Source organism: Enterococcus sp. DIV0802b (genome assembly GCF_050543535.1).
GTDB classification, from domain to species: Bacteria; Bacillota; Bacilli; order Lactobacillales; family Enterococcaceae; genus Enterococcus_D; species Enterococcus_D entomosocium.
The window spans coordinates 1,553,051-1,573,484 of record NZ_CP172941.1 but is presented as its reverse complement, the minus strand read 5'-3'; the positions used below and the strand labels follow the sequence as shown (position 1 = coordinate 1,573,484).

Here is a 20,434-nt window from a genome sequence, read left to right as displayed (position 1 = left end):
TCAGGCATAATGAAATAGTTCAAAACGAATGCCTTCTGGGCTTTCAAAGAATAAGGCATAGTAGTTAGGAGCGATGCGCTCATTGTACTCCATTGGTCGATCGTGAAGGATCTTTACCCCTAAGGCTTTTATTTTGGGAAAGATCGCATCTACTACTTCGCGGCTTTCCGCCTTAAACGCCATGTGCTGAACCGAGCCAGGTTTTCTTGAATCGATTTTCTCCTTCTTCCATTCTTTTCGTGGGGAACAAATACCGAAATCAAATGAATCCCCTATATATTCTACTACTTCCATCTCGGCATGTTCTAAATACCCAGAATATTTCTTCTGAAGGTCGAAACCTAATAGTGCAAATAATTGATCATAAAAACCTTCTGCTTTTTTTACATCATTGACTGTGATTTGGATATGGTGAAACTGAATGTTCATAATCGCTCCTTTCTGGCTAACAAAATAAGTGTTTCAGGAAGAAAAGCCGCTTGCGGAAGTTTGATTCAATGGGATTAGCCAGGAAGCTCATTTAATGTAGAAATCACATTTCCCATTGCCTTTGCTACCTCTTTAGGCAACTTATTATAGCCATCATTTTCTGTTTCTTGAGCCAAAATAAAGTCCAGCCGTCCTTGCATCCGCTCTCTTAAATGAGCAACATAGGAGGCATCTTGAAAATCGACTTCGAACCCTGTTACTGGCAGGTAACTCATTTCTGTGATTTCACCAAACCTCTTAAAATTGGCCTCGCCTTCCACAATTTTTTCAATCGATGTCAGCGTGACTTCAGGTGTGACCTTCTTGTCTTTGTAAAAGCCTGTATTTAGAATATAACAAGCCGTTTGGTTTTCTTTGAATAAGTTCATGAAATGGGCAAAATCTTCTTTTAAAGGATAGACTCTAAATGGATTGGCATAAGGCTCGATGACCAGTTTATCTATATCCGTGGTCTCGACAACATGTTCAGCTGTCGTGCGCTTCGTAGCTAAGGTCAAACCAAAAACAGCGGCTAAAATCGGATCGTCAATTTTTACTACAGGAGGTAGCGTGTCATCTTTCATGATCCAAAATACTGCATCGATCGGCGACTCTAAATGATCCACCCGGTTAGGTGTGACATACCGTGATTTGACGGTTCGACCATTCCCGTTACGAATATCTTGGGTCACAAGCACCTTCTTTCCTTCCTCGTCTAAAGTAACCCCAACATTTTGACAGGTGATAAAGTAGCGGACATTTGGATTGGTTAATGGATAATCCTGCGTTTTATCAAAATAAGAAGGCTCCAGAGCAGTGGACGCACCGTTTGTTTGATTGATCACAAACGCATCGTCATGCAGAACCTTGATATCATATTTGCCATCATGTTCTGCCAATGTAATGGTCGATTTTCCTGATCCTGAAAGACCAAAAGCAGCCATCGTAAATGTTCGATTCGGTAGCTGATATTGCTTCATTCCTCCATGACACGCCACAAAGCCATTGCGATGCGCGGTAGCCCAAGCCAAAGTTAATGTCGCTTTTTTCAATTCACCAAAATAGTTTAAGCCTAAGACTGCCGCAACATTGTGTTCAGGATCAAAGAGAGATAGCCCATAGGGAAAATCAGGATGTGTCCAGTCCGGATCAGCGTACAAGAATATATCTGTCTCTGGATAGTTCTTGGAGTGTTGATACCTTTCCTGCCATGATTTCGTCAGCATTTGAAAATTCAACAAATAAGAATAAAAATTGGTTTCATAGTACTCTGGTAGCAACAGGTGTGCTTTGACCATAAACGCTTCGTCTAACCCTACAACAACTTCACCGCCATAGAATTTTTTACGTGTCCCTTGAAATAAAGCATCTCTTAAAATCCCTTCATACAATTTTCGATCAATCCCGGGATGTCCGATGATGCGTCGAGCTGCCGCTGTCCGTCCAACAACTTTTCCGTCATTAAACACGATGACTTTAGCATCCTCTGGTAGTCCTAACTCCTTGGTGTGTGTGACCGGCATATCCGTAAGAATAGCACCAGAAGATTCTTTTGCTAAGCAATAGGCCGTGGCTAGATCATGAATCCAAGTGACATTGTTCCCATAAAAAGCTGACTCTATCAACACTTTAAAACTCGACAAATGCGTATTCTGCGGTGTAATCTCTTTGTGTGAAAATGCACGAATCGTTGCCATGTGTAATCCCTCCTAACAAAAATTTTCTATTCACTACGTTTATTATAATACTTTCTAATCACCACACGCCATATTTTTATACACATTAACTATAAATTGCCGACAAACCATTTTGTTAAAGGATTTGGATCTCTGCATATTTGAAGCTTCACTGCTTTTTACATTGATTTTTTCCCCGCTCATCATTAGTGAGAAAGAACAAAAAAACTGGAACAAAAAAGAATGTCTTTCTGTTCCAGTTTCTGGTTTTATATTTCATCCATTCTAAACGTCACAATCGACGTAACTAGATAGACAGATGGGTTTTAGTTGCTTATTTCTCAATTGACTTGCTTTCTCTAGTAACTTTGCTATCGTAAGATTTTATGACATTTACCATAAAAAGAATTCAAAATCAAAATTGCTGAAAAAAACTTGTTGTTTCTTAACCACGTTCTAACAACACGACACACTCCACATGGGTCGTTTGTGGGAACAAATCTACAGGTTGAACTTCTTTTGTCACATACCCTTCTTCCGCAAACAACGCGAGGTCACGAGCCAAGGTTGCTGGATTGCAGGAAATGTAAACGATGCGCTCTGGTTTAACCGCAGCAGTCGTTTCGATAAAGCTAGCATCTAAACCTTTGCGAGGTGGATCAACGAAGACGACTGTCGGTTGAATGCCTTCGCGTAGCCATTGCGGCATGATTTTTTCGGCTTTACCGATAAAGTAATGCACGTTTTCGACACCATTTCTTTTGGCATTGGCTTTGGCATCGTTCACTGCTTCAGGAATGACTTCCATCCCTAACACTTCTTTCACGCGATCAGCCAAACTAATCCCGATCGTTCCGATTCCTGCATAAGCATCCACAACGACATCATTTTCAGACAGTTGCGCCATCTCGAAGGCGGTTTGATACAAGACTTCTGTTTGCGCTGTGTTGACTTGGTAGAAAGATTTCGCTGAGATTTGGAAGGTTTTACCTAATAATTGATCATCGATCGATGACTTGCCATACAACACACGCTCGAATTCCCCCATGATCACATTGGTTTTTTCTTCATTGATGTTTTGAATGACAGAAACAACTTCTGGAATCTCTTCGTGGATCACTTCCGCGATTTCTTCTCCTTTGAAGAATTTCGGTTTACGTGTCACTAATACGACCATCATTTCACCTGAGTGATGCCCACGACGAACGACAATGTGGCGTAAGAACCCTTCATGGGCTTCTTCATTGTAGGCTTTGACATTGAACCGCTGCAAAATATCTCTGACTTTGATGATTGCTTGATCGATGTTTGGATCTTGAATATAAAAGTCTTCGATCGGTACCAGAGTATGGCTGTTTTTGCGGTAAAATCCAGTCGTTAATTCCCCATGGATTTTTTGCACAGGGATTTGCGCTTTGTTGCGGTAACCAAATGGTTTTTCCATTCCGATTGGCGCATTGACTGTGATTTCAGGCAATTTGGCGATTTTAGCCAAAACATTCTCTACTTGCTGCTGTTTGAAGGCTAATTGTTTGTCATAGCTCAAATGACTCAATGGAGCGATACCGGTGCGCAACAATGCTTCATTCGGCAATTCTTGCCGATCAGGACTTGCTTGCAACAGTTTCATCACTTTGGCAAAACCAAATTTGTTGCCGACTTTCAACACTTTGACTAAGGCACGTTCATTTGGCAGGGTGTTTTCAATAAATAATAAGTACCCATCGACTTTGGCGATCCCATTTCCTTCATGGGAAAGATCCAAAATATCAACTTCAAGTTCCTGATTCTTTTTAACAGGATAATTTTTCATAGATTTCTCCTTTGTGCTTGCTTTCTTCATTTTAAAAAGGAATGGCCGAAATTGCAAGCGGTGCTTATTCTAACGGTCCAACTTGACTTCGAGCAAAAAAGAACCGAAGGAGGGAAATCGGCTGATTGCTTTTTCTGGGTCCTGCGGCGAAGAGCCGCTGCAACACAGGAGCAATCCCTTTTCCATCCTTCGGAAAATCGAACAGATCAGAAGTGTTTAAAACTTTTGATCACTGTTTTAGTTATCAGTTATTTTTCTTTTTCTGTGATTTTTCCCGTTCGCTCTTGTTCAAGATTTGTTTTCTTAAACGAATGCTTTCTGGTGTTACTTCACAGTATTCATCATCATTCAAGAATTCCAGTGATTCTTCCAAAGAAAGAATACGAGGTTTCTTGATAACTGAGGTTTGGTCTTTGTTTGCAGAACGGACGTTGGTCATTTGTTTTGCTTTCGTGATATTGACCGTTAAGTCTTTGTCACGAGAGTTTTCACCAATGATCATTCCTTCGTACACTTCGGTACCTGGTTCAACGAAGACCGTTCCACGTTCTTCAATACTCATGATCGAGTAAGTCGTTGCTTTTCCTGTATCGATCGATACAAGTGCGCCTTGATGACGGCCACCAATTTGTCCTTGGATCATTGGCAAATATTGATCGAAGGTGTGGTGCATGATGCCGTAGCCGCGAGTCATTGATAGGAATTCTGTCGTGTAACCGATCAAGCCACGAGCTGGTGCCAAGAAAATGATCCGTACTTGTCCATTCCCTGTATTGATCATATCTTGCATTTCTGCTTTACGCATTCCCAATGATTCGATTACTGATCCCATGTATTCTTCTGGGGTATCGATTTGCACCCGTTCAAATGGTTCGCATTTCACGCCATCGATTTCGCGTTCGATAACTTCTGGACGAGAAACTTGCAATTCAAAGCCTTCACGACGCATATTTTCGATCAAAATTGACAAATGAAGTTCGCCACGTCCAGAAACGATCCATGAATCAGGTCCGATTGGATCCACACGCAATGAAACGTCTGTTTGCAATTGCGCCATTAAGCGTTCTTCAATTTTACGAGCGGTTACGAATTTTCCTTCGCGACCCGCAAATGGTGAATTGTTCACGATAAAGGTCATTTGCAAAGTTGGTTCATCAATGTGTAAAACAGGTAATGAATCTTGATGATCGATTGGTGTAACAGTTTCACCAACGAAGATATCTTCCATCCCAGAAACGGCAATCAAATCACCGGCTTTGGCTTCTTGGATTTCTAAACGTTTCAAACCGAAGAAACCGAAAAGTTTCGTCACACGGAATTTTTTAACTTCTCCGTTTAATTTCATCAATGCAACTTGGTCGCCGACTTTGATTGATCCGCGGAAGACACGGCCAATACCGATACGTCCAACGTAGTCATTGTAATCAAGCAATGATACTTGGAATTGCAATGGTTCGTCGCTGTTGTCGATTGGCGCTGGAATATGTTCGATGATCGTATCAAACAATGGTGCCATCGTTTTTTGTTGATCAGCAGGATCATCTGATTCACTTGAAGTTCCGTTAATCGCAGAAGCGTAGATCACTGGGAAGTCCAATTGGTCATCGTCGGCACCTAATTCGATAAATAGTTCTAAGACTTCATCGACAACATGCTCAGGACGAGCAGATGGTTTGTCGATTTTGTTGACAACTACGATTGGCACTAAGTGTTGTTCCAACGCTTTTTTCAATACGAAACGTGTTTGAGGCATCGTTCCTTCATAAGCATCAACAACCAAAACAACACCATCGACCATTTTCATGATCCGCTCTACTTCACCACCGAAGTCCGCGTGTCCTGGGGTATCCATGATATTGATTTTTGTACCGTTGTATTCAACCGCTGTATTTTTCGCTAAGATCGTGATGCCTCGTTCTTTTTCGATCGCATTTGAATCCATCGCCCGTTCTTGTAATTGGGTATGGCTATCTAACGTTTGGGATTGTTTCAATAATTCATCAACTAATGTAGTTTTTCCGTGGTCAACGTGGGCAATAATTGCGACGTTGCGGATATCATTTCTAATATTCAATTTATAAACTCCTTTTTTGGTGACATTGCACTCGACAAGCCATTATACCAGAATTTCTTTCTGAAATATAGTGCAAAGTTTTCATTTTTACAGAAAAAACCAGATATTAATAAAATATCTGGTTTTTTTCTTATTGATTAACGATCGCCAATAATTCTTCAAAAGCTTTCGGTGTACCGCCGACAAACAATTCCCGTCCATTCAGGGATAGTGGCTCTCCTTTGATGTTTGCCATTTTTAATCCAAGGGTTTCTAACAAAACACCCCCTGGCGCATAATCCCATGGCGCAAGATGAGAAAGATAGCCTGCTCTTTGTCCTTTAGCGAGGGCGATCAACTCTACCCCAGCACATCCAGTCATACGAATGCCTAATGCTTTGTCACTGACTTCAGTTTCGTGGTGGCGGTTATGGATCAACATGGGTGAATTCAAGCCAACGAGACCCTCGGATAAGGCAATATCTTTCGGCGGTTCGATCTTCTTGCCATTGTTATAAACACCAATCTCTGGACCCCCCCATAAGAATTCATCTTTCATGACATTATAGACAAAGCCAAAGCGCCCTTTGCCCTCTTCGTAGATCGCGATCATGATACAAAAGTTTTCTTTTTCCAACACGAAATTCATGGTTCCATCGATCGGATCAATGATGAAGACCCGTCCACTCATGTCGGCAAGTGTGTCCAGTCCGTTTTCTTCACCTAAAATTTTGGCATCCGGATCATAGGATTGGATCTTACCAATCAGAAAATCTTGCGTGGCTTTATCCAATTCTGTCACTAAGTCTTTCCGTCCTGATTTTGTCTCGACCACCAAGTCTTCTTTATTTAAATTGCCTTTGATCCTTTCGCCTGCAGCGATTATCCACTGGCGAACTTCATTAACGATTTCATGCATTCGTTGATCTACCCTTTCATTTTTAGTTTTCCCTCAGTCTTTTTCGCTGCCTGCACGGCATGGTATAACGAATAGCCTGATAGTTCTTCAAATTCTCTACCTAAACGGCGTTCCTCGCCAATGCTGGGAACGACTTTCTTAAAGGCTTGATACGCCTCAAGAAACGTGCTGCTAGGAAGGCCTTTTTCATAGGCTTGTTCTAACCGTTCCCACATCTTCATGACGACGACCATTTCATCCGTCGACCAATCTAAGTCCAGAGGATATTGATAATCCCGCATATTACCACTCCTATTCATCTTATTCAGTGTACCACAAAATTGAAAATAGGTCAGAGCCTCCGCTGCAAAAAAGGTACATTCTGGCAATGAATGTACCTCTGGTTTACAAACTATTTGGATTTCTAGAAGCTGAACTCCATGAATCTCAAATAAGAAGGAAATTCCTTTGTTCTTTCAACGAGATCGCTGATTAAAAGATGACCGATTTCAAAAAGGTTCGTCTAGAAAAGCCCGCAAAAACAAAAAATTTTTAATGATAGCAATTGATTTCCACCACTGTTTACTAATGAAAAACTCTGGGTAATCTGTTCCCCATTGCCATGGAATGACAAATGATCCGTCTGCTTGTTGGTGTTCTAAAATTTCTTCGGCTTCTTTTTTACATATTTCTTCACTAAAAATCCCAAGCAGCTGCTCTCTTGTAAAGAAAAAATTTGAAGGTTTGCTGACATAAGACGTGAACCACTCTTCTGGCTCGTTTGAGACAGTATGGCGAATTTGCTGGAATAAGATCTCGCGAAAGCGGTCATTTGCTAAAACAGGCTGATACTGGATTTCTTCACAGTCTTGTAATAATTCTAGATAGACGACTAATGTGTGCATTTCACTGGTTGGCTCCTTAAGGAAACTTGCAACTGCTGTTTCGGCGATTTCTTGTGCTTTTTGATAGAGGGTCGTTTCGCCTGTTCTTAAGATCGTACCAGCTAGACTGACCGTTGGGTTGTCTGCTGGCACGCCCACAGGACTCTCCCACCAAATCGCATGCGGATAGGATACCGTTGACGGCACTTGGTTGAGCCATTTCCCTTCAGAAAATTCTTTTCCACTAGCTAAATACCTTAGAATCCCTTGGACTTGTGGATTTGACGAATGAAGGCATTCAAGCTCTCGTAAAATTCGACATGCCTCCCACACTGCAATCGGTGTACTATTGGGATTCCAATAATCAGGTTCCAAACCATGCCCATAACCACCATCTTCATTTTGGTAGACTTGTAACGCCTGTAATACAGCCTCGCGAGATCCATTTTCAAAATGGTACTGCCAACGAGCAAGGTCTAAAGGGCGCGCGTTTTTGTAAATAAATTTTCGTGCTTTTTCGAATGCTTCCATATCTTCGCCTCCTTTGGCTTTCTTTTATTATCGCTTACTCCCCTAATGATTACAACGCTTACATCAATATCATTTCTCTGAACGACCATTCTCAGAATAGCTTCTTGGCATTTTTCAGGAAGCATACTTTTGGTGTTTCCCTTGGCATGATGTTACAGTAAGAATAACAAGAAAAAGGAGGAATTCTCTTGCGTTTAGAAAACAAAAAAATCATTGCCTTAGTCGACAATGATTTCGAAGATTTAGAACTTTGGTATCCGGTCCATCGGTTACGGGAAGAAGGCGCACAAGTCGATTTAGTCGGTGAAGAAGCGCATAAAACGTATATTGGCAAATATGGTGTACCCGCAGAATCAGCCTATGCTTTTTCTGATATTCACGCCGATGACTACGATGCCATCTTAGTTCCGGGTGGTTGGGCACCTGATAAATTACGGCGTTTCCCAGAGGTCATCTCTTTCGTGCGAACGATGGACAAAGACCAAAAAATCATTGGACAAATCTGTCATGCAGGCTGGGTCTTGATTTCTGCGAATATCCTGCAAGGCAAGACGGTTACCAGTACACCAGGCATCAAAGATGATATGACAAATGCTGGAGCCACATGGGTCGATACACCTGTGGTTACGGATGGACATATCGTTTCCAGCCGCCGTCCCCCAGATCTACCAGACTATATGCGGGAATTTATTGCTGTTTTAGAAAAGAAATAGTACCCATTGATCAGATTCAAAAGAGTTGCGACCGAAGGAAATACGGCCGCAACTCTTTTTTCTACCTATCGATCATTCGCTTATGATCGCTAATTTTTTGTTGCTTTTAGGGATTTTTTTCACACCGATAAAGGTCAATGTAGCACCCAAAACGGCAAACCCAGTCCCAATCAAAAGCATTTCCCAGACACCAAAGCTTTGGATCAGCATCCCCCCTAAAAGGTTGCCGATCACGCCACCGATCGTGGTAGCGATAATGATAATCGTTTGTCCAAAAACCCGGTCTTCATCTGCCAAACTATGGTTGAACAAATAAGCAGAAGCAGGAATAAACAAGGCAAAACTAACCCCTTGCATCAAATGGCTCATTTCCATCAGGATGATGGAGCTGATCAACAGCATCAGCACTCCACGAATGGCAAAGGCAACACTGGACAGCAACAGCCAAAAACGGCTAGACCGTATCCTCACTAACTGTTCAAAGAAAATCATGCCCGGCAATTCGCATAACGCCGCAATCATCAGGGCGATGCCAACTTCCTTACTGCCACCGCCAATATCGGCAAAAATTTGTGCCAAAAAACTGTTGATCATCGTGTGGAAGCTGAAGAGAAAGCTAAATCCGACAAAGAGAAAGAGTAAAAAAGGATATTTTTTCAAAAAGGCACCTGAATGACTTTGTTCTGTATGCATCACGGGCATTTCTGGCTTCTTGATCGCTGGCAGCAAAAGCAAAATAATGAGAAACAAAACGGCTTGCCCGATAGCGATCATTGGCAAAAGGGCTGCCGAAAACTCCTCTAAGAGCTGCCCCAGTAAAAAGGAGGTACCCGCAAATCCTAGTGACCCACCGGCACGGGAAAAGCCAAAATTGATTTTGTTGCCGCTATTTGTGTATTCAAACGCCAAGGCGTTGAGAAAGGACTGCATGGAAACGAGCAAAATCCCTCCTAAAACATAGGTCAGTATTGATAATCCAGGGACCATCACACCTGCTAAGAGCACCGCGACCACGCCGATTGTCATCGTTTTCAAGACAACGATCAGTGGTACTTTGCTTTTTTTGATAATGACTTGACTGATGAAGGGCTGCAAAATCGTAGACGCAATATTGACTAGGGCTAAAATACCGCCAATTTTTGCTGGATCGACCTTGAAATAAATCAAAAAGAGTGTCGCAAAGCCATAGATTGAGCAAAACATCATCCAATAAAGAAATTGCAAACTTGTGTAGTAAAACCGAATCCTCTTGTCACTTGCATGATTACGCATACATCCCCCACCTTATCCATATTCCTTAGCAACTAAATATAGCATAGAACCGATGGATTTACTATCCTTCTATCAACAGAAACCGCAGTTTTATTTGAAACACTAACCCACAACAAAAAAGCGCAGCATAGTATCCTGCGCTTTTCCTACTGCTTCAACTATTTAGAGCTGTTGGAAGGCTTGCGTGAGATCTTCCAATAGATCGTCGATGTTTTCCAATCCAATGGATAAGCGAATCGTCTCTGGACGAATTTTGGCTGCTGCAAGTTCTTCTACGCTAAGCTGAGAATGGGTCGTCGAAGCTGGATGGATGATCAAGGACTTTGCATCGCCAACGTTCGCCAGTAGCGAGAAGAGCTTAGTTGCGCCACAAAAGGTTTTGCTTGCTTCTGCCCCACCCTTTAATCCGAAGGAAAAGACCGAACTGGTCCCTTTGGGGAAATACTCCTGCGCCCGCTTAAAATAAGGACTGTCCGGCAGAGTTGGGAAATGAACCCAAGAAACTTCCGGGTGCTTGGCTAAAAATTCAGCAACTTGTTGCGCATTTTCTACATGACGTTCCATCCGCAACGAGAGGGTCTCGATGCCTAAAAGCAACACCCATGAATTGAAGGGAGAAATCGCAGCACCTGTATCCCGTAAAAGAATCGTTCGGGCCCGAGTGATATAGGCAGCGTTACCAGCGGCTTCTATCCATGAGATTCCATGGTAACTATGATCGGGATCGACCAGCTTGGGAAATTTGCCGTTTGTCCAATCAAAGTTGCCACTATCAATAATAGCCCCTCCTAAAGCAGCCCCGTGACCACCGAGGTATTTTGTCGTGGAATAAACGATGATGTCCGCCCCGTGCTCAAACCCTCGAAACAGATAGGGAGTCGCAAAGGTGTTGTCAATGATGAGGGGAATCCCGGCTTCATGAGCAATCGCTGCAATCTTTTTAAAGTCGGCAATATCAATATCTGGATTGCCTAAAGACTCTAGAAAAACTGCTTTGGTATTTTCTTGGATGGCTGCTTTTAGTGCTGGTAGATCTTCACTATCGACAAAGCTTGTGGTGATGCCAAAATCTGGCAATGTATGGGCGAACAAATTATAGGTACCGCCATAAATTGAAGCAGCAGAAACGATATGATCTCCTGCTTGCGCGAGATTTAAAATTGCATAGGTGATCGCCGCTGAGCCAGAAGCCGTAGCTAACGCACCGATACCACCTTCTAATAGGGCTAATCGCTCTTCTAGAACCGCGGTCGTCGGATTGGTAATACGGGTATAGATATTGCCGCTCTCACTAAGACTAAATCTCGCTGCCGCTTGGTCAGCATCATCAAACACATAGGATGTGGTTTGATAAATGGGTACGGCGCGACTTCCTGTGGTAGGATCTGGTATTTGTCCTCCGTGTAATTGAATCGTCTCAAATCTTTCTGTCATACTATTCCTCCTTAATAATGCAAATAAAAAAGCCCTCTGATATCGAGATATCAAAGGACGTGTTTACGTGTTACCACCTTTATTCAAGCAGACTTTCCAGCATGCTTCTCAGCAAGTACGCGACAAATAAACGTCGTTATACTCTGACGCGATAGCGGGCGCACCCGGATCTCCTTATCTTTCGTACAAGTTCAGAAGATCACCTTAGAGGCCATTTTCGATTGATCCTACAAGTTCTTCTTGCACCTTACGAAGACTCTCTAGGCTTGCCAAATCAATTTACTTTCCTCATCAACGGTTGAAATATTAAGAGCATCGTATCATTTCCAGAAGATTCTGTCAATAGCATAGGATCGCTTTATTTCTGGTGATAAAAAAACTCGTTCACCAAATGATGAACGAGTTTCACAAAGCTTAAATGTGGATTGGTAATCCTAGAGCTAACTCAGCAGCATCCATTGTGATCTCACCTAGAGATGGATGTGGATGGATCGTTAACGCGATATCTTCTGCGTTCATGCCAGATTCAATAGCAAGAGCAAGTTCTGAAACCATATCGCTTGCTCCTAGACCAGCAATTTGCGCACCGATGATCACATTGTCTTCAACCGTTGTTACTAAGCGGATGAATCCTTCAGTTTTTCCTAGAGATAACGCACGACCGTTACCTGAGAATGGGAATTTGAATGCTTTTGCTTCAATTCCAGCATCTTTGGCATCTTTGATCGTCATACCGACAGAAGCCAATTCTGGATCAGTAAAGGCAACTGCTGGCATTGCTTTGTAATCAACGGCAACTTTTTTACCAGAGATTGCTTCAGCAGCGATTTTTGCTTCGTAGCTGGCTTTATGTGCTAATGCAGCACCAGGTACAATATCACCAATTGCGTAGATGTTTGATACGTTGGTACGGCCTTGTTTGTCAACCGTGATCAATCCGCGTTCGCCTACTTCAACACCTGCTTGTTCTAAGCCCATGTCATCAGTATTTGGACGACGACCAACAGTAACCATCACGTAATCAGCAGTAACTGATTCTTCTTTACCATCTACGGCATATTTGACAGTTACGCTATCGCCATTGTCAATTGCTTCTTTCGCCATTGCGTTCGTAACGACTGTTACACCTTTTTTCGCAAAGTCTTCTTCAACCAATTTGACCATGTCTTTTTCATAGGTTGGCAAGATTTGAGGAGAGCCTTCAAGGATCGTTACTTCTGCCCCTAGGTTTGCATAAGCTGCACCTAGTTCAGAACCGATGACACCGCCACCGATAACAACGAATTTTTTAGGAACTTCTTTTAATGCCAATCCGCCAGTTGAATCAAGAACACGTCCGCCGAATTTGAAACCAGGGATTTCAATTGGGCGAGAACCTGTTGCGATGATTGCATTGTTGAAAGAGTATGTTTGTGCTGAATCTGGGTGGATGACACGCAATGTGTGATCATCAACGAAGAAAGCTTCTCCTTCAATCGTTTCTACTTTGTGTTTTTTCAATAGGAAACCAACACCTGAAGTTAACGTTTTAACGACTTTGTTGTCTTTCCATTCTTGTGTTTTGGTAAAATCGAGGGAAACATTTTCACTTGTTACACCAAACATTGTTGAATCCAAAGATTCTTGATAATGATGACCTGCAGCGATCAAGGCTTTTGAAGGGATACAACCAACGTTCAAACAAACGCCGCCGATGTATTCTCTTTCAATGATTGCTACTTTTTGTCCCATTTCAGCAGCGCGGATGGCAGCTACATAGCCGCCAGGTCCCGCACCGATTACAACTGTATCTAATTCAACAGCAAAATCTCCAACTACCATTTGTTAATCATCCTTCCATCATTAATAGCTCTGGATCAGCTAATAGACGTTTGATATTATTCATTGCTTGTTGCGCTGTTGCGCCATCAACGATACGGTGGTCGAAGCTTAATGAAAGTTTCATCACACGTCCGACAACGATTTCGCCTTCAGCGTTTACGATTGGTTGTTGCGCGATTGTACCTACACCCAAAATAGCTACTTCAGGGTAGTTGATTACTGGAGTGAACCAGCCGCCACCAACTGAACCGATGTTACTGATTGTGATGGTACCATTACGCATATCATCTGCAGCCAATTTGCCGTCATGAGCAAGTTTTGCTTTTTCGTTGATTTCATCAGCGATAGCAAACATGCCTTTACGATCTGCATCTTTTACGTTTGGTACATACAACCCATGGTCAGTATCTGTTGCGATACCGATGTTGTAATAGTTTTTGTATACGATCTCTTGTTTTGCATCATCGATCGACGCATTCAAGATAGGGAATTTTTTCACTGTTGCAGTCAATGCTTTCACAACATATGGTAAGAAAGTAAGTTTTGTGCCGTTTGCAGCAGCAACTTCTTTGAATTTCTTACGATTATCCCATAGGTTTGTTACTTCAACTTCATCATGCAAGGTTACATGAGGTGCTGTTTGTTTGCTGTTTACCATCGCTTTAGCGATTGCTTTACGTGTAGGTGTTAAGGCAACACGTTCTTCTAAATCACCTAAGTTTGATTTGAAGGCTTTTGCTGGAGCTGCTGGTTTGCTTTCAGTTGCTGCAGCTTTTGTTTCTTCTTTCGCAGGAGCTTGAGTTTCAGCTTTTGCAGCTTGTCCGCCACCTGATAGGAAGTTTTCGATGTCTTCTTTTGTTACACGTCCGCCTTTACCTGTTGCTGATACTTGGGAAATATCCACATCTTTTTCGCGAGCGAATTGACGGACAGAAGGCATAGCCAAGACACGTTTGTTAGGATCTGCTGCTTCAACAACACTTGCTGAACCAGAAGTTTCCACTTTTTCTTTTGGTGCTTCTGCAGGTGCGCTTGATGAAGCAGGCGCACTGTTGTGACCAGGTGCGTCGATTTCAACTAAAACATCACCAACATTTGCAACTGTTCCTTCAGCAACAACGATGTTTTTCACTGTTCCTGTTACTGGAGATGGGATTTCTTCGACTGATTTGTCGTTTTGAACTTCAAGCAACGTATCGTCTTCATTGATGGTATCTCCTGCTTTAACGAACCATTTTACGATTTCGCCTTCTGCAATTCCTTCACCGATATCCGGTAATTTGAATTGGAAAACGCCTGCGCCTTCAGAAGAACCAGCTGATGCTTCAGCCGTTTCCGTTGTAGGTTCTGCTGCTGGTTTTGCTGGTGTTTGAGACTCTGCTGCTACACCTGCATCGCCTTCGTTGTCTTCATGTCCTGGTGCATCGATCTCAACAAGGACATCTCCAACGTTTGCGACTGTACCTTCAGGGACAACGATGTTTTTCACTGTTCCTGTTACTGGAGATGGAATTTCTTCCACTGATTTATCATTTTGAACTTCTAGTAAGGTATCATCTTCATTGATGGTATCCCCTGCTTTGACGAACCATTTTACGATTTCGCCTTCTGCAATTCCTTCACCGATATCCGGTAATTTAAATTGAAATGCCATTTTCTATTCTTCCCTTCTTCAACTATTAAAAGTTCACGATTTCTTTCACTTTGTCTTCGATGTCTTTTGCATTTGGCAACCAAATGTTTTCAGCTTGACCGAATGGGAAGATCGTATCTGGTGCAGACACGCGTCCGATTGGAGCTTCTAGTGATAGAACCGCACGTTCAGAAATTTCAGAAACGACTTGAGCGCCAACACCTGCTTGTTTTTGTGCTTCTTGAACGACAACCACACGACCAGTTTTTTCAACTGATTTGATGATCGTTTCAACATCAAGAGGAGCAACTGTACGCAAGTCGATAATTTCAGCGTTGATGTTTTCTTTCGCTAAGTTGTCAGCAGCTTTGATTGCTTCACGAACCATTGCACCATAAGTGATGATTGAAACATCAGAACCTTCACGAGTTACTGCTGCTTTGTCTAAAGGAACTTCGTATGCTTCTTCTGGCACTTCTTCACGGAATGAACGGTAAAGTTTCATGTGCTCTAAGAAAACAACTGGGTCATTGCTGCGGATAGAAGCAATCAATAATCCTTTTGCATCATATGGGTTTGATGGAATAACGACACGGATACCAGGTGATTGAGCGATCAATCCTTCCAAGTTATCTGAGTGCAATTCTGGTGTGTGCACACCGCCACCAAATGGTGAACGAATAGTGATTGGTAAATTACGTGTACCACCCATACGGTAACGAGTACGCGCCATTTGACCAACGATTTCGTCAAATGTTTCAAATACGAAACCAAAGAATTGGATTTCTGGAACTGGACGGAAACCTTCTAATGCTAAACCGAAAGCCAAGCCGCCGATACCAGATTCAGCAAGAGGGGTATCGAAGACACGATCTTCGCCGAATTTTTCTTGTAAACCTTCTGTTGCACGGAAAACCCCGCCGTTTTTACCGACATCTTCACCAAAGACTAAAATCTCTTTGTCATTTTCCATTTCAACAGCTAAGGCATCTGTAATTGCTTGAATCATTGTTTTTTGTGCCATGACTATTTCGACTCCTTCGCTTCGTAAGTTGCAATTTGTTCTTTAATGTTTTGTGGTTGTACTTCAAACATGTTTTTCAAGAAATCTGAAACTTTTTGTTTTGGCACGCGGTCCGCTTCAGCGATCGCTGCTTTGATTTCTTCTTTTGTTTGTTCAATGACTTGTTCTTCTTTTTCTTCAGACCAAAGTCCTTTTTCAGTTAGGTAAGTACGGAAACGTACCAATGGATCTTTTTGTTGCCATTCGCTGTCCATGTCTTTTGAACGGTAACGGGTTGGATCATCACCAGACAATGTATGTGGACCGTAACGGTAAGTCAAGGTTTCAATTAATACAGGACCGTTGCCGTTTGCTGCCCATTCACGAGCTGCTTTAGAAACATAGTACACTGCCAATGGATCCATACCGTCAACTTGGATACCAGGGATCCCAGCTGCTGCAGCTTTTTGTGCCAATGTTGGTGCCGCGCTTTGTACTTCACGAGGTGTAGAGATCGCAAAACCATTGTTTTGGATATAGAATACAGCGTTTGCATGGTAAGCCCCTGCAAAGTTGATTGCTTCATAGAAGTCCCCTTGTGAAGAACCGCCATCACCTGTATAAGTGAATACAACATTTTTCTTGTTGCGTTTTTTCAATCCTAAAGCAACGCCGGCTGCTTGGACGTATTGTGCACCAATAATGATTTGTGGTGGCAATGCTTTTAAATCTTCTGGATAAAGGTTCCCAGCAACGTGGCCACGTGACCATAAGAAAGCTTCTTTCAATGGCAGACCGTGTTGGATCAATTGTGGTACATCACGGTAACCAGGTAATAAAACGTCTTCTTTTTCAAAAGCAAATTGACTTGCTAATTGGCTTGCTTCTTGTCCAGCAGTTGGCGCGAAGAAACCTAAACGACCTTGACGGTTTAACGCAGTTGAGCGTTGGTCTAATACACGAGACCATACCATACGAGTCATCAATTCAACTAATTCGTCGTCACTTAAATCTGGTACTAACTCTTGATTTACAATTTTCCCGTCTTTGTCCAAAGCTTGGTAAGTTGGAAAATCCGCATTGACTTGCTCCAAAATCGCTTGGAAATCAAGTGCTTTTTGTTTTTTTGCCATCTTGACACACTTTCCTCTCTGATATAAAAATTCACTTTCGTATGTAACAGGGTTTAAATCTGTACTATCGAAATTTCATTTACTCTTATAAATTATCATTTAACTTCGAAAATGACAAGTGAAAAGGGTATTTTTTTTAATAAAAGAATTCCCACTGTAGCAACTCTTAAGAAAACATTAGTGAAATTAATCACATTAAAGCAATCGCTTTCTTCAATTTTTTCTTTTCAGATTCTTTTTTTTATTTAAGAATAGTACAGCATCCACCATTCCGCTAAACAGATTTATCATTAACCTCCTTTTATCACTTGTGAAGGATTCGACTTGAATCAAAGAGAAATTTCTTAATATGAGAAAAAAATAATACAGAGAACGGATAAAAAGAAACAGATCGGCGATTCTCCCCCTGTTAGGAAGAACGCCGACCTGTTTTTTTAAATCCATTCTCTCGTGACATGAATGTAAATGCGTTTCGCAAACTCAACTGTTACTAAATAAGCTAGATTGATACCGACATACCATGGCCAGTAACTTGATGGCAGTGCTGCAAAATCAAAGACGGTATGCAATGGCGTCAAGATGACCAAGAAGCCAACTGCAATCGCTAGAACACTTGAAATCAAAACTGCAGGTGATGCGATACTTTTGATAAATGGTAATTTTCTCGTTCTGATCATGTGAACGACTAAGGTTTGTGTCGTCAAGCCAATCATAAACCATCCTGCTTGGAACAAGGCTTGCTCTTGGATGGTATTTGCACTAAAGACATGCCACATCATAAAGAAAGTCAAAATATCGAAGATGCTGCTGACAGGTCCAATGCCGACGGTAAACTTCAATAGTCCACCCACTTGCCATTTAACTGGTTTTTCTAACTCTTCTTTATCTACGTTGTCCCATGGGATCGTCAATTGGGCCATATCGTACACCAAGTTTTGAACCAACAGTTGAATGGACAACATTGGTAAGAAAGGTAAAAAGGCACTAGCAACTAAGATCGAGAACACATTCCCGAAATTCGAACTCAACGTCATTTTGATGTACTTCATCATATTGGTAAATACTTTGCGGCCTTCGATGACCCCTTTATCAAGGACATTCAAACTTTTTTCTAATAAAATGATCGAGCTGGCATCTTTGGTGATATCTGCTGCGGTATCAACCGAGATACCAACATCTGCTGTACGTAAAGCAGGCGCGTCGTTGATGCCATCTCCCATAAAGCCGACCGTATGGCCTGCCGCTTGAATGGTTTCAATGATTCGGGATTTTTGCATTGGATTTAATTTTGCAAACAGATTAGTTTTTGCAGCTTTCTCTGCTAACTCTTCATCTGACAGATGATCTATATCGGTTCCTAACAAGTATTCATCTGCATCAATACCAACATCTCGACAAACTTTTTGCGCAACGATCGCATTATCTCCCGTTAACACTTTGACATTGATGCCATGACCGTGTAAAGAAGCAATCGCTGTTTTTGCTGTTTCTTTTGCTGGATCTAAGAAGCCCATAAAGCCAATCATGATCATATCTTGTTCATCTTCTACAGAATAAACGGCATCTGCGTGGGCATCTCGTTTTACAGCAACAGTCAACACGCGCATTCCTTGTTTATTCAAGCGCAAATTCACTTGACGCAATTGTTTTCTCAATTGAGGAGTCAATTCCATCACTTTGCCATCAACTTCTACGTACTTGCAGACTTGTTCCATTTCCTCGGCGGCACCTTTAGTGACCATCAGTTGATGACCATCTGCATTGACAACAACCGTCAAGCGGCGACGTGAGAAGTCAAACGGAATCTCATCGATTTTTGTCACATCGTTAAATGGCGCTGCCAAGCCTTCTTCTTCATAGTAGTTTAAGACAGCAATATCCATCAGGTTTTTCCACCCTGTTTGATAGTAAGAATTTAAATACGTCATATCAAGGACTTGTTTATCTTCTACGCCAAATGGGTTTAAATGCTGTACCAGTACAACACGATCTTCGGTGATCGTACCCGTTTTATCGGTACATAGTACATCCATTGCACCTAAGTTTTGAATCGAAGGCAATTCTTTGACGATCACTTTTTCTTTTGATAAAGAGATCGCCCCTTTGGCTAAGTTACTGGTGACGATCATTGGTAGCATTTCTGGCGTCAAACCAACTGCTACTGCAATCGCGAAGAACAACGCTTCGCCCCAATCACCCTTGGTCAAACCATTGATCAATAAAACGATTGGGAAAAGAACCATGACCATTCGCAACAATAGCTTGCTAACTTTTGTTAAGCCATCTTCAAAGGTTGTTTTGCCCCGTTTCGTGGTCGCATTTTTGGCAATATCACCGAAGAAAGTACTTTGACCGGTTTTCAAAATAATGGCTTTTCCTTGACCACTTAAGACATCGGTACCCATGAAAACAAGATCTTGCATATCTAGTGCAGAAATTTGTTCATCGCTTTCTTTGATCCCAGCATCGACAAATTTTTCAACTGGCATTGATTCGCCTGTTAATGAAGATTGATTGATAAATAAATCTTTGGTCCAAATCAAGATCGCATCCGCAGGAATCATGTCGCCGGTTGCTAAGGTGACGATGTCTCCTGGAACGACTTCATCCATCGGAATTTCTCTCGTGATTCCATCTCGGGTTACGGAACAAGTATTTTCAATAAGTTCTTTTAACGCTAAGCTTGCTTTTTGGGAACGGTATTCTTGGACGAAAGTAATCATGACACTGGCTAAAATCATGATTCCCATCACGATCACTGCTTCAATATCGCCTGTTACAAAAGAAATAACCATTAATAATGCCAAAACTAACACAAAAGGATCTTTGAAAGCACCTAGGATCATCAACCAAGCAGGTGTTGGTTTTTGCGCATCCACTTTGTTTGGACCGTACTCTGCCAAACGTTCTGCAGCATCTTCTTCCGATAGCCCTTGGAAGGATGTCCGCATTTCCATCAGCAGTTCTCTTTCGGTCAATTTTGCCAGTAATTTTAGTTCTTGATCTTTCGATAGTTTTTTTAACATCTTTTTTTCCTCCTAGCACTTAGGAGTTGCTTACGCCACCCCTAGCGATTCGATAATTACTCCGCTGTTTCATCTG

General features: G+C 42.0%; 15 protein-coding genes and 1 other annotated feature. Of the genes, 1 reads left to right on the top strand and 14 read right to left on the bottom strand.

The genetic code is table 11. The features are described 5' to 3' along the window. The 7 genes from IGJ12_RS07460 to IGJ12_RS07430 all read right to left on the bottom strand — a co-directional run bounded on the left by IGJ12_RS07460 (nt 1) and on the right by IGJ12_RS07430 (nt 8,323). Nucleotides 1-429, bottom strand: a complete 429-nt coding sequence (locus IGJ12_RS07460; protein ID WP_086338139.1) for a VOC family protein — start codon at nt 427-429, stop codon at nt 1-3. A gap of 74 nt (nt 430-503) precedes the next feature. After that, nucleotides 504-2,165 (bottom strand): phosphoenolpyruvate carboxykinase (ATP), encoded by a 1,662-nt coding sequence (locus IGJ12_RS07455; protein WP_086338138.1) that lies wholly within the window; start codon nt 2,163-2,165, stop codon nt 504-506. 424 nt (nt 2,166-2,589) lie between these two features. After that, on the bottom strand, nt 2,590-3,957 hold the full coding sequence (gene rlmD / locus IGJ12_RS07450) for a 23S rRNA (uracil(1939)-C(5))-methyltransferase RlmD (RefSeq protein WP_010749606.1): 1,368 nt from the start codon (nt 3,955-3,957) through the stop codon (nt 2,590-2,592). A gap of 244 nt (nt 3,958-4,201) precedes the next feature. Further along, on the bottom strand, nt 4,202-6,031 hold the full coding sequence (gene typA, locus IGJ12_RS07445; RefSeq protein WP_005236363.1) for a translational GTPase TypA: 1,830 nt from the start codon (nt 6,029-6,031) through the stop codon (nt 4,202-4,204). Between the two features lie 130 nt (nt 6,032-6,161). Beyond that, entirely contained in the window at nt 6,162-6,929 is a 768-nt protein-coding gene (locus tag IGJ12_RS07440) for an inositol monophosphatase family protein (RefSeq protein WP_086338136.1), read from the bottom strand. Between the two features lie 8 nt (nt 6,930-6,937). Beyond that, complete coding sequence (locus tag IGJ12_RS07435) at nt 6,938-7,210, bottom strand: UPF0223 family protein (RefSeq protein ID WP_008381425.1); 273 nt, start codon at nt 7,208-7,210, stop codon at nt 6,938-6,940. 207 nt (nt 7,211-7,417) lie between these two features. After that, a complete protein-coding gene (locus tag IGJ12_RS07430; protein ID WP_429967746.1) occupies nt 7,418-8,323 on the bottom strand; it encodes a hypothetical protein in 906 nt (301 codons plus the stop codon). A 188-nt stretch (nt 8,324-8,511) separates the two neighbouring features. On the opposite strand from IGJ12_RS07430, the gene IGJ12_RS07425 reads away from it, so the two are divergent. Further along, nucleotides 8,512-9,036 (top strand): type 1 glutamine amidotransferase domain-containing protein, encoded by a 525-nt coding sequence (locus IGJ12_RS07425; RefSeq protein WP_005236373.1) that lies wholly within the window; start codon nt 8,512-8,514, stop codon nt 9,034-9,036. A gap of 72 nt (nt 9,037-9,108) precedes the next feature. On the opposite strand, the gene IGJ12_RS07420 is transcribed toward IGJ12_RS07425, so the two are convergent. The 7 genes from IGJ12_RS07420 to mgtA form a co-directional block, all read right to left on the bottom strand. Further along, nucleotides 9,109-10,308 carry an MFS transporter gene (locus tag IGJ12_RS07420; RefSeq protein WP_086338134.1) on the bottom strand — a complete coding sequence of 400 codons (1,200 nt, stop codon included), beginning with the start codon at nt 10,306-10,308 and terminating at the stop codon, nt 9,109-9,111. A gap of 162 nt (nt 10,309-10,470) precedes the next feature. Further along, nucleotides 10,471-11,742 carry an O-acetylhomoserine aminocarboxypropyltransferase/cysteine synthase family protein gene (locus IGJ12_RS07415; RefSeq protein WP_086338133.1) on the bottom strand — a complete coding sequence of 424 codons (1,272 nt, stop codon included), beginning with the start codon at nt 11,740-11,742 and terminating at the stop codon, nt 10,471-10,473. Nucleotides 11,743-11,792: 50 nt separating this feature from the next. After that, nucleotides 11,793-12,046: a binding site (T-box leader), on the bottom strand. A gap of 110 nt (nt 12,047-12,156) precedes the next feature. After that, nucleotides 12,157-13,563 (bottom strand): dihydrolipoyl dehydrogenase, encoded by a 1,407-nt coding sequence (lpdA, locus tag IGJ12_RS07410; RefSeq protein ID WP_005230052.1) that lies wholly within the window; start codon nt 13,561-13,563, stop codon nt 12,157-12,159. A 7-nt stretch (nt 13,564-13,570) separates the two neighbouring features. After that, a complete protein-coding gene (locus IGJ12_RS07405) occupies nt 13,571-15,217 on the bottom strand; it encodes a dihydrolipoyllysine-residue acetyltransferase (protein ID WP_005236379.1) in 1,647 nt (548 codons plus the stop codon). A gap of 25 nt (nt 15,218-15,242) precedes the next feature. Then, on the bottom strand, nt 15,243-16,220 hold the full coding sequence (locus IGJ12_RS07400) for an alpha-ketoacid dehydrogenase subunit beta (RefSeq protein ID WP_005230047.1): 978 nt from the start codon (nt 16,218-16,220) through the stop codon (nt 15,243-15,245). Between the two features lie 2 nt (nt 16,221-16,222). Continuing rightward, the gene (gene pdhA / locus IGJ12_RS07395) at nt 16,223-17,332 is read right to left on the bottom strand and encodes a pyruvate dehydrogenase (acetyl-transferring) E1 component subunit alpha (RefSeq protein WP_005231936.1); all 1,110 of its coding nucleotides are present in this window, start codon (nt 17,330-17,332) and stop codon (nt 16,223-16,225) included. Between the two features lie 434 nt (nt 17,333-17,766). After that, nucleotides 17,767-20,358 carry a magnesium-translocating P-type ATPase gene (gene mgtA, locus IGJ12_RS07390; RefSeq protein WP_005236382.1) on the bottom strand — a complete coding sequence of 864 codons (2,592 nt, stop codon included), beginning with the start codon at nt 20,356-20,358 and terminating at the stop codon, nt 17,767-17,769. Nucleotides 20,359-20,434: the final 76 nt, after the last annotated feature.

What these genes read in the sequence shown, in the direction of transcription:
- IGJ12_RS07460 (WP_086338139.1), bottom strand. Translation starts at nt 429, where the DNA reads ATGAACATTCAGTTTCACCATATCCAAATCACAGTCAATGATGTAAAA.
- IGJ12_RS07455 (WP_086338138.1), bottom strand. Translation starts at nt 2,165, where the DNA reads ATGGCAACGATTCGTGCATTTTCACACAAAGAGATTACACCGCAGAAT.
- rlmD (WP_010749606.1), bottom strand. Translation starts at nt 3,957, where the DNA reads ATGAAAAATTATCCTGTTAAAAAGAATCAGGAACTTGAAGTTGATATT.
- IGJ12_RS07440 (WP_086338136.1), bottom strand. Translation starts at nt 6,929, where the DNA reads ATGCATGAAATCGTTAATGAAGTTCGCCAGTGGATAATCGCTGCAGGC.
- IGJ12_RS07435 (WP_008381425.1), bottom strand. Translation starts at nt 7,210, where the DNA reads ATGCGGGATTATCAATATCCTCTGGACTTAGATTGGTCGACGGATGAA.
- IGJ12_RS07430 (WP_429967746.1), bottom strand. Translation starts at nt 8,323, where the DNA reads ATGGAAGCATTCGAAAAAGCACGAAAATTTATTTACAAAAACGCGCGC.
- IGJ12_RS07420 (WP_086338134.1), bottom strand. Translation starts at nt 10,308, where the DNA reads ATGCGTAATCATGCAAGTGACAAGAGGATTCGGTTTTACTACACAAGT.
- IGJ12_RS07415 (WP_086338133.1), bottom strand. Translation starts at nt 11,742, where the DNA reads ATGACAGAAAGATTTGAGACGATTCAATTACACGGAGGACAAATACCA.
- lpdA (WP_005230052.1), bottom strand. Translation starts at nt 13,563, where the DNA reads ATGGTAGTTGGAGATTTTGCTGTTGAATTAGATACAGTTGTAATCGGT.
- IGJ12_RS07405 (WP_005236379.1), bottom strand. Translation starts at nt 15,217, where the DNA reads ATGGCATTTCAATTTAAATTACCGGATATCGGTGAAGGAATTGCAGAA.
- IGJ12_RS07400 (WP_005230047.1), bottom strand. Translation starts at nt 16,220, where the DNA reads ATGGCACAAAAAACAATGATTCAAGCAATTACAGATGCCTTAGCTGTT.
- pdhA (WP_005231936.1), bottom strand. Translation starts at nt 17,332, where the DNA reads ATGGCAAAAAAACAAAAAGCACTTGATTTCCAAGCGATTTTGGAGCAA.
- mgtA (WP_005236382.1), bottom strand. Translation starts at nt 20,358, where the DNA reads ATGTTAAAAAAACTATCGAAAGATCAAGAACTAAAATTACTGGCAAAA.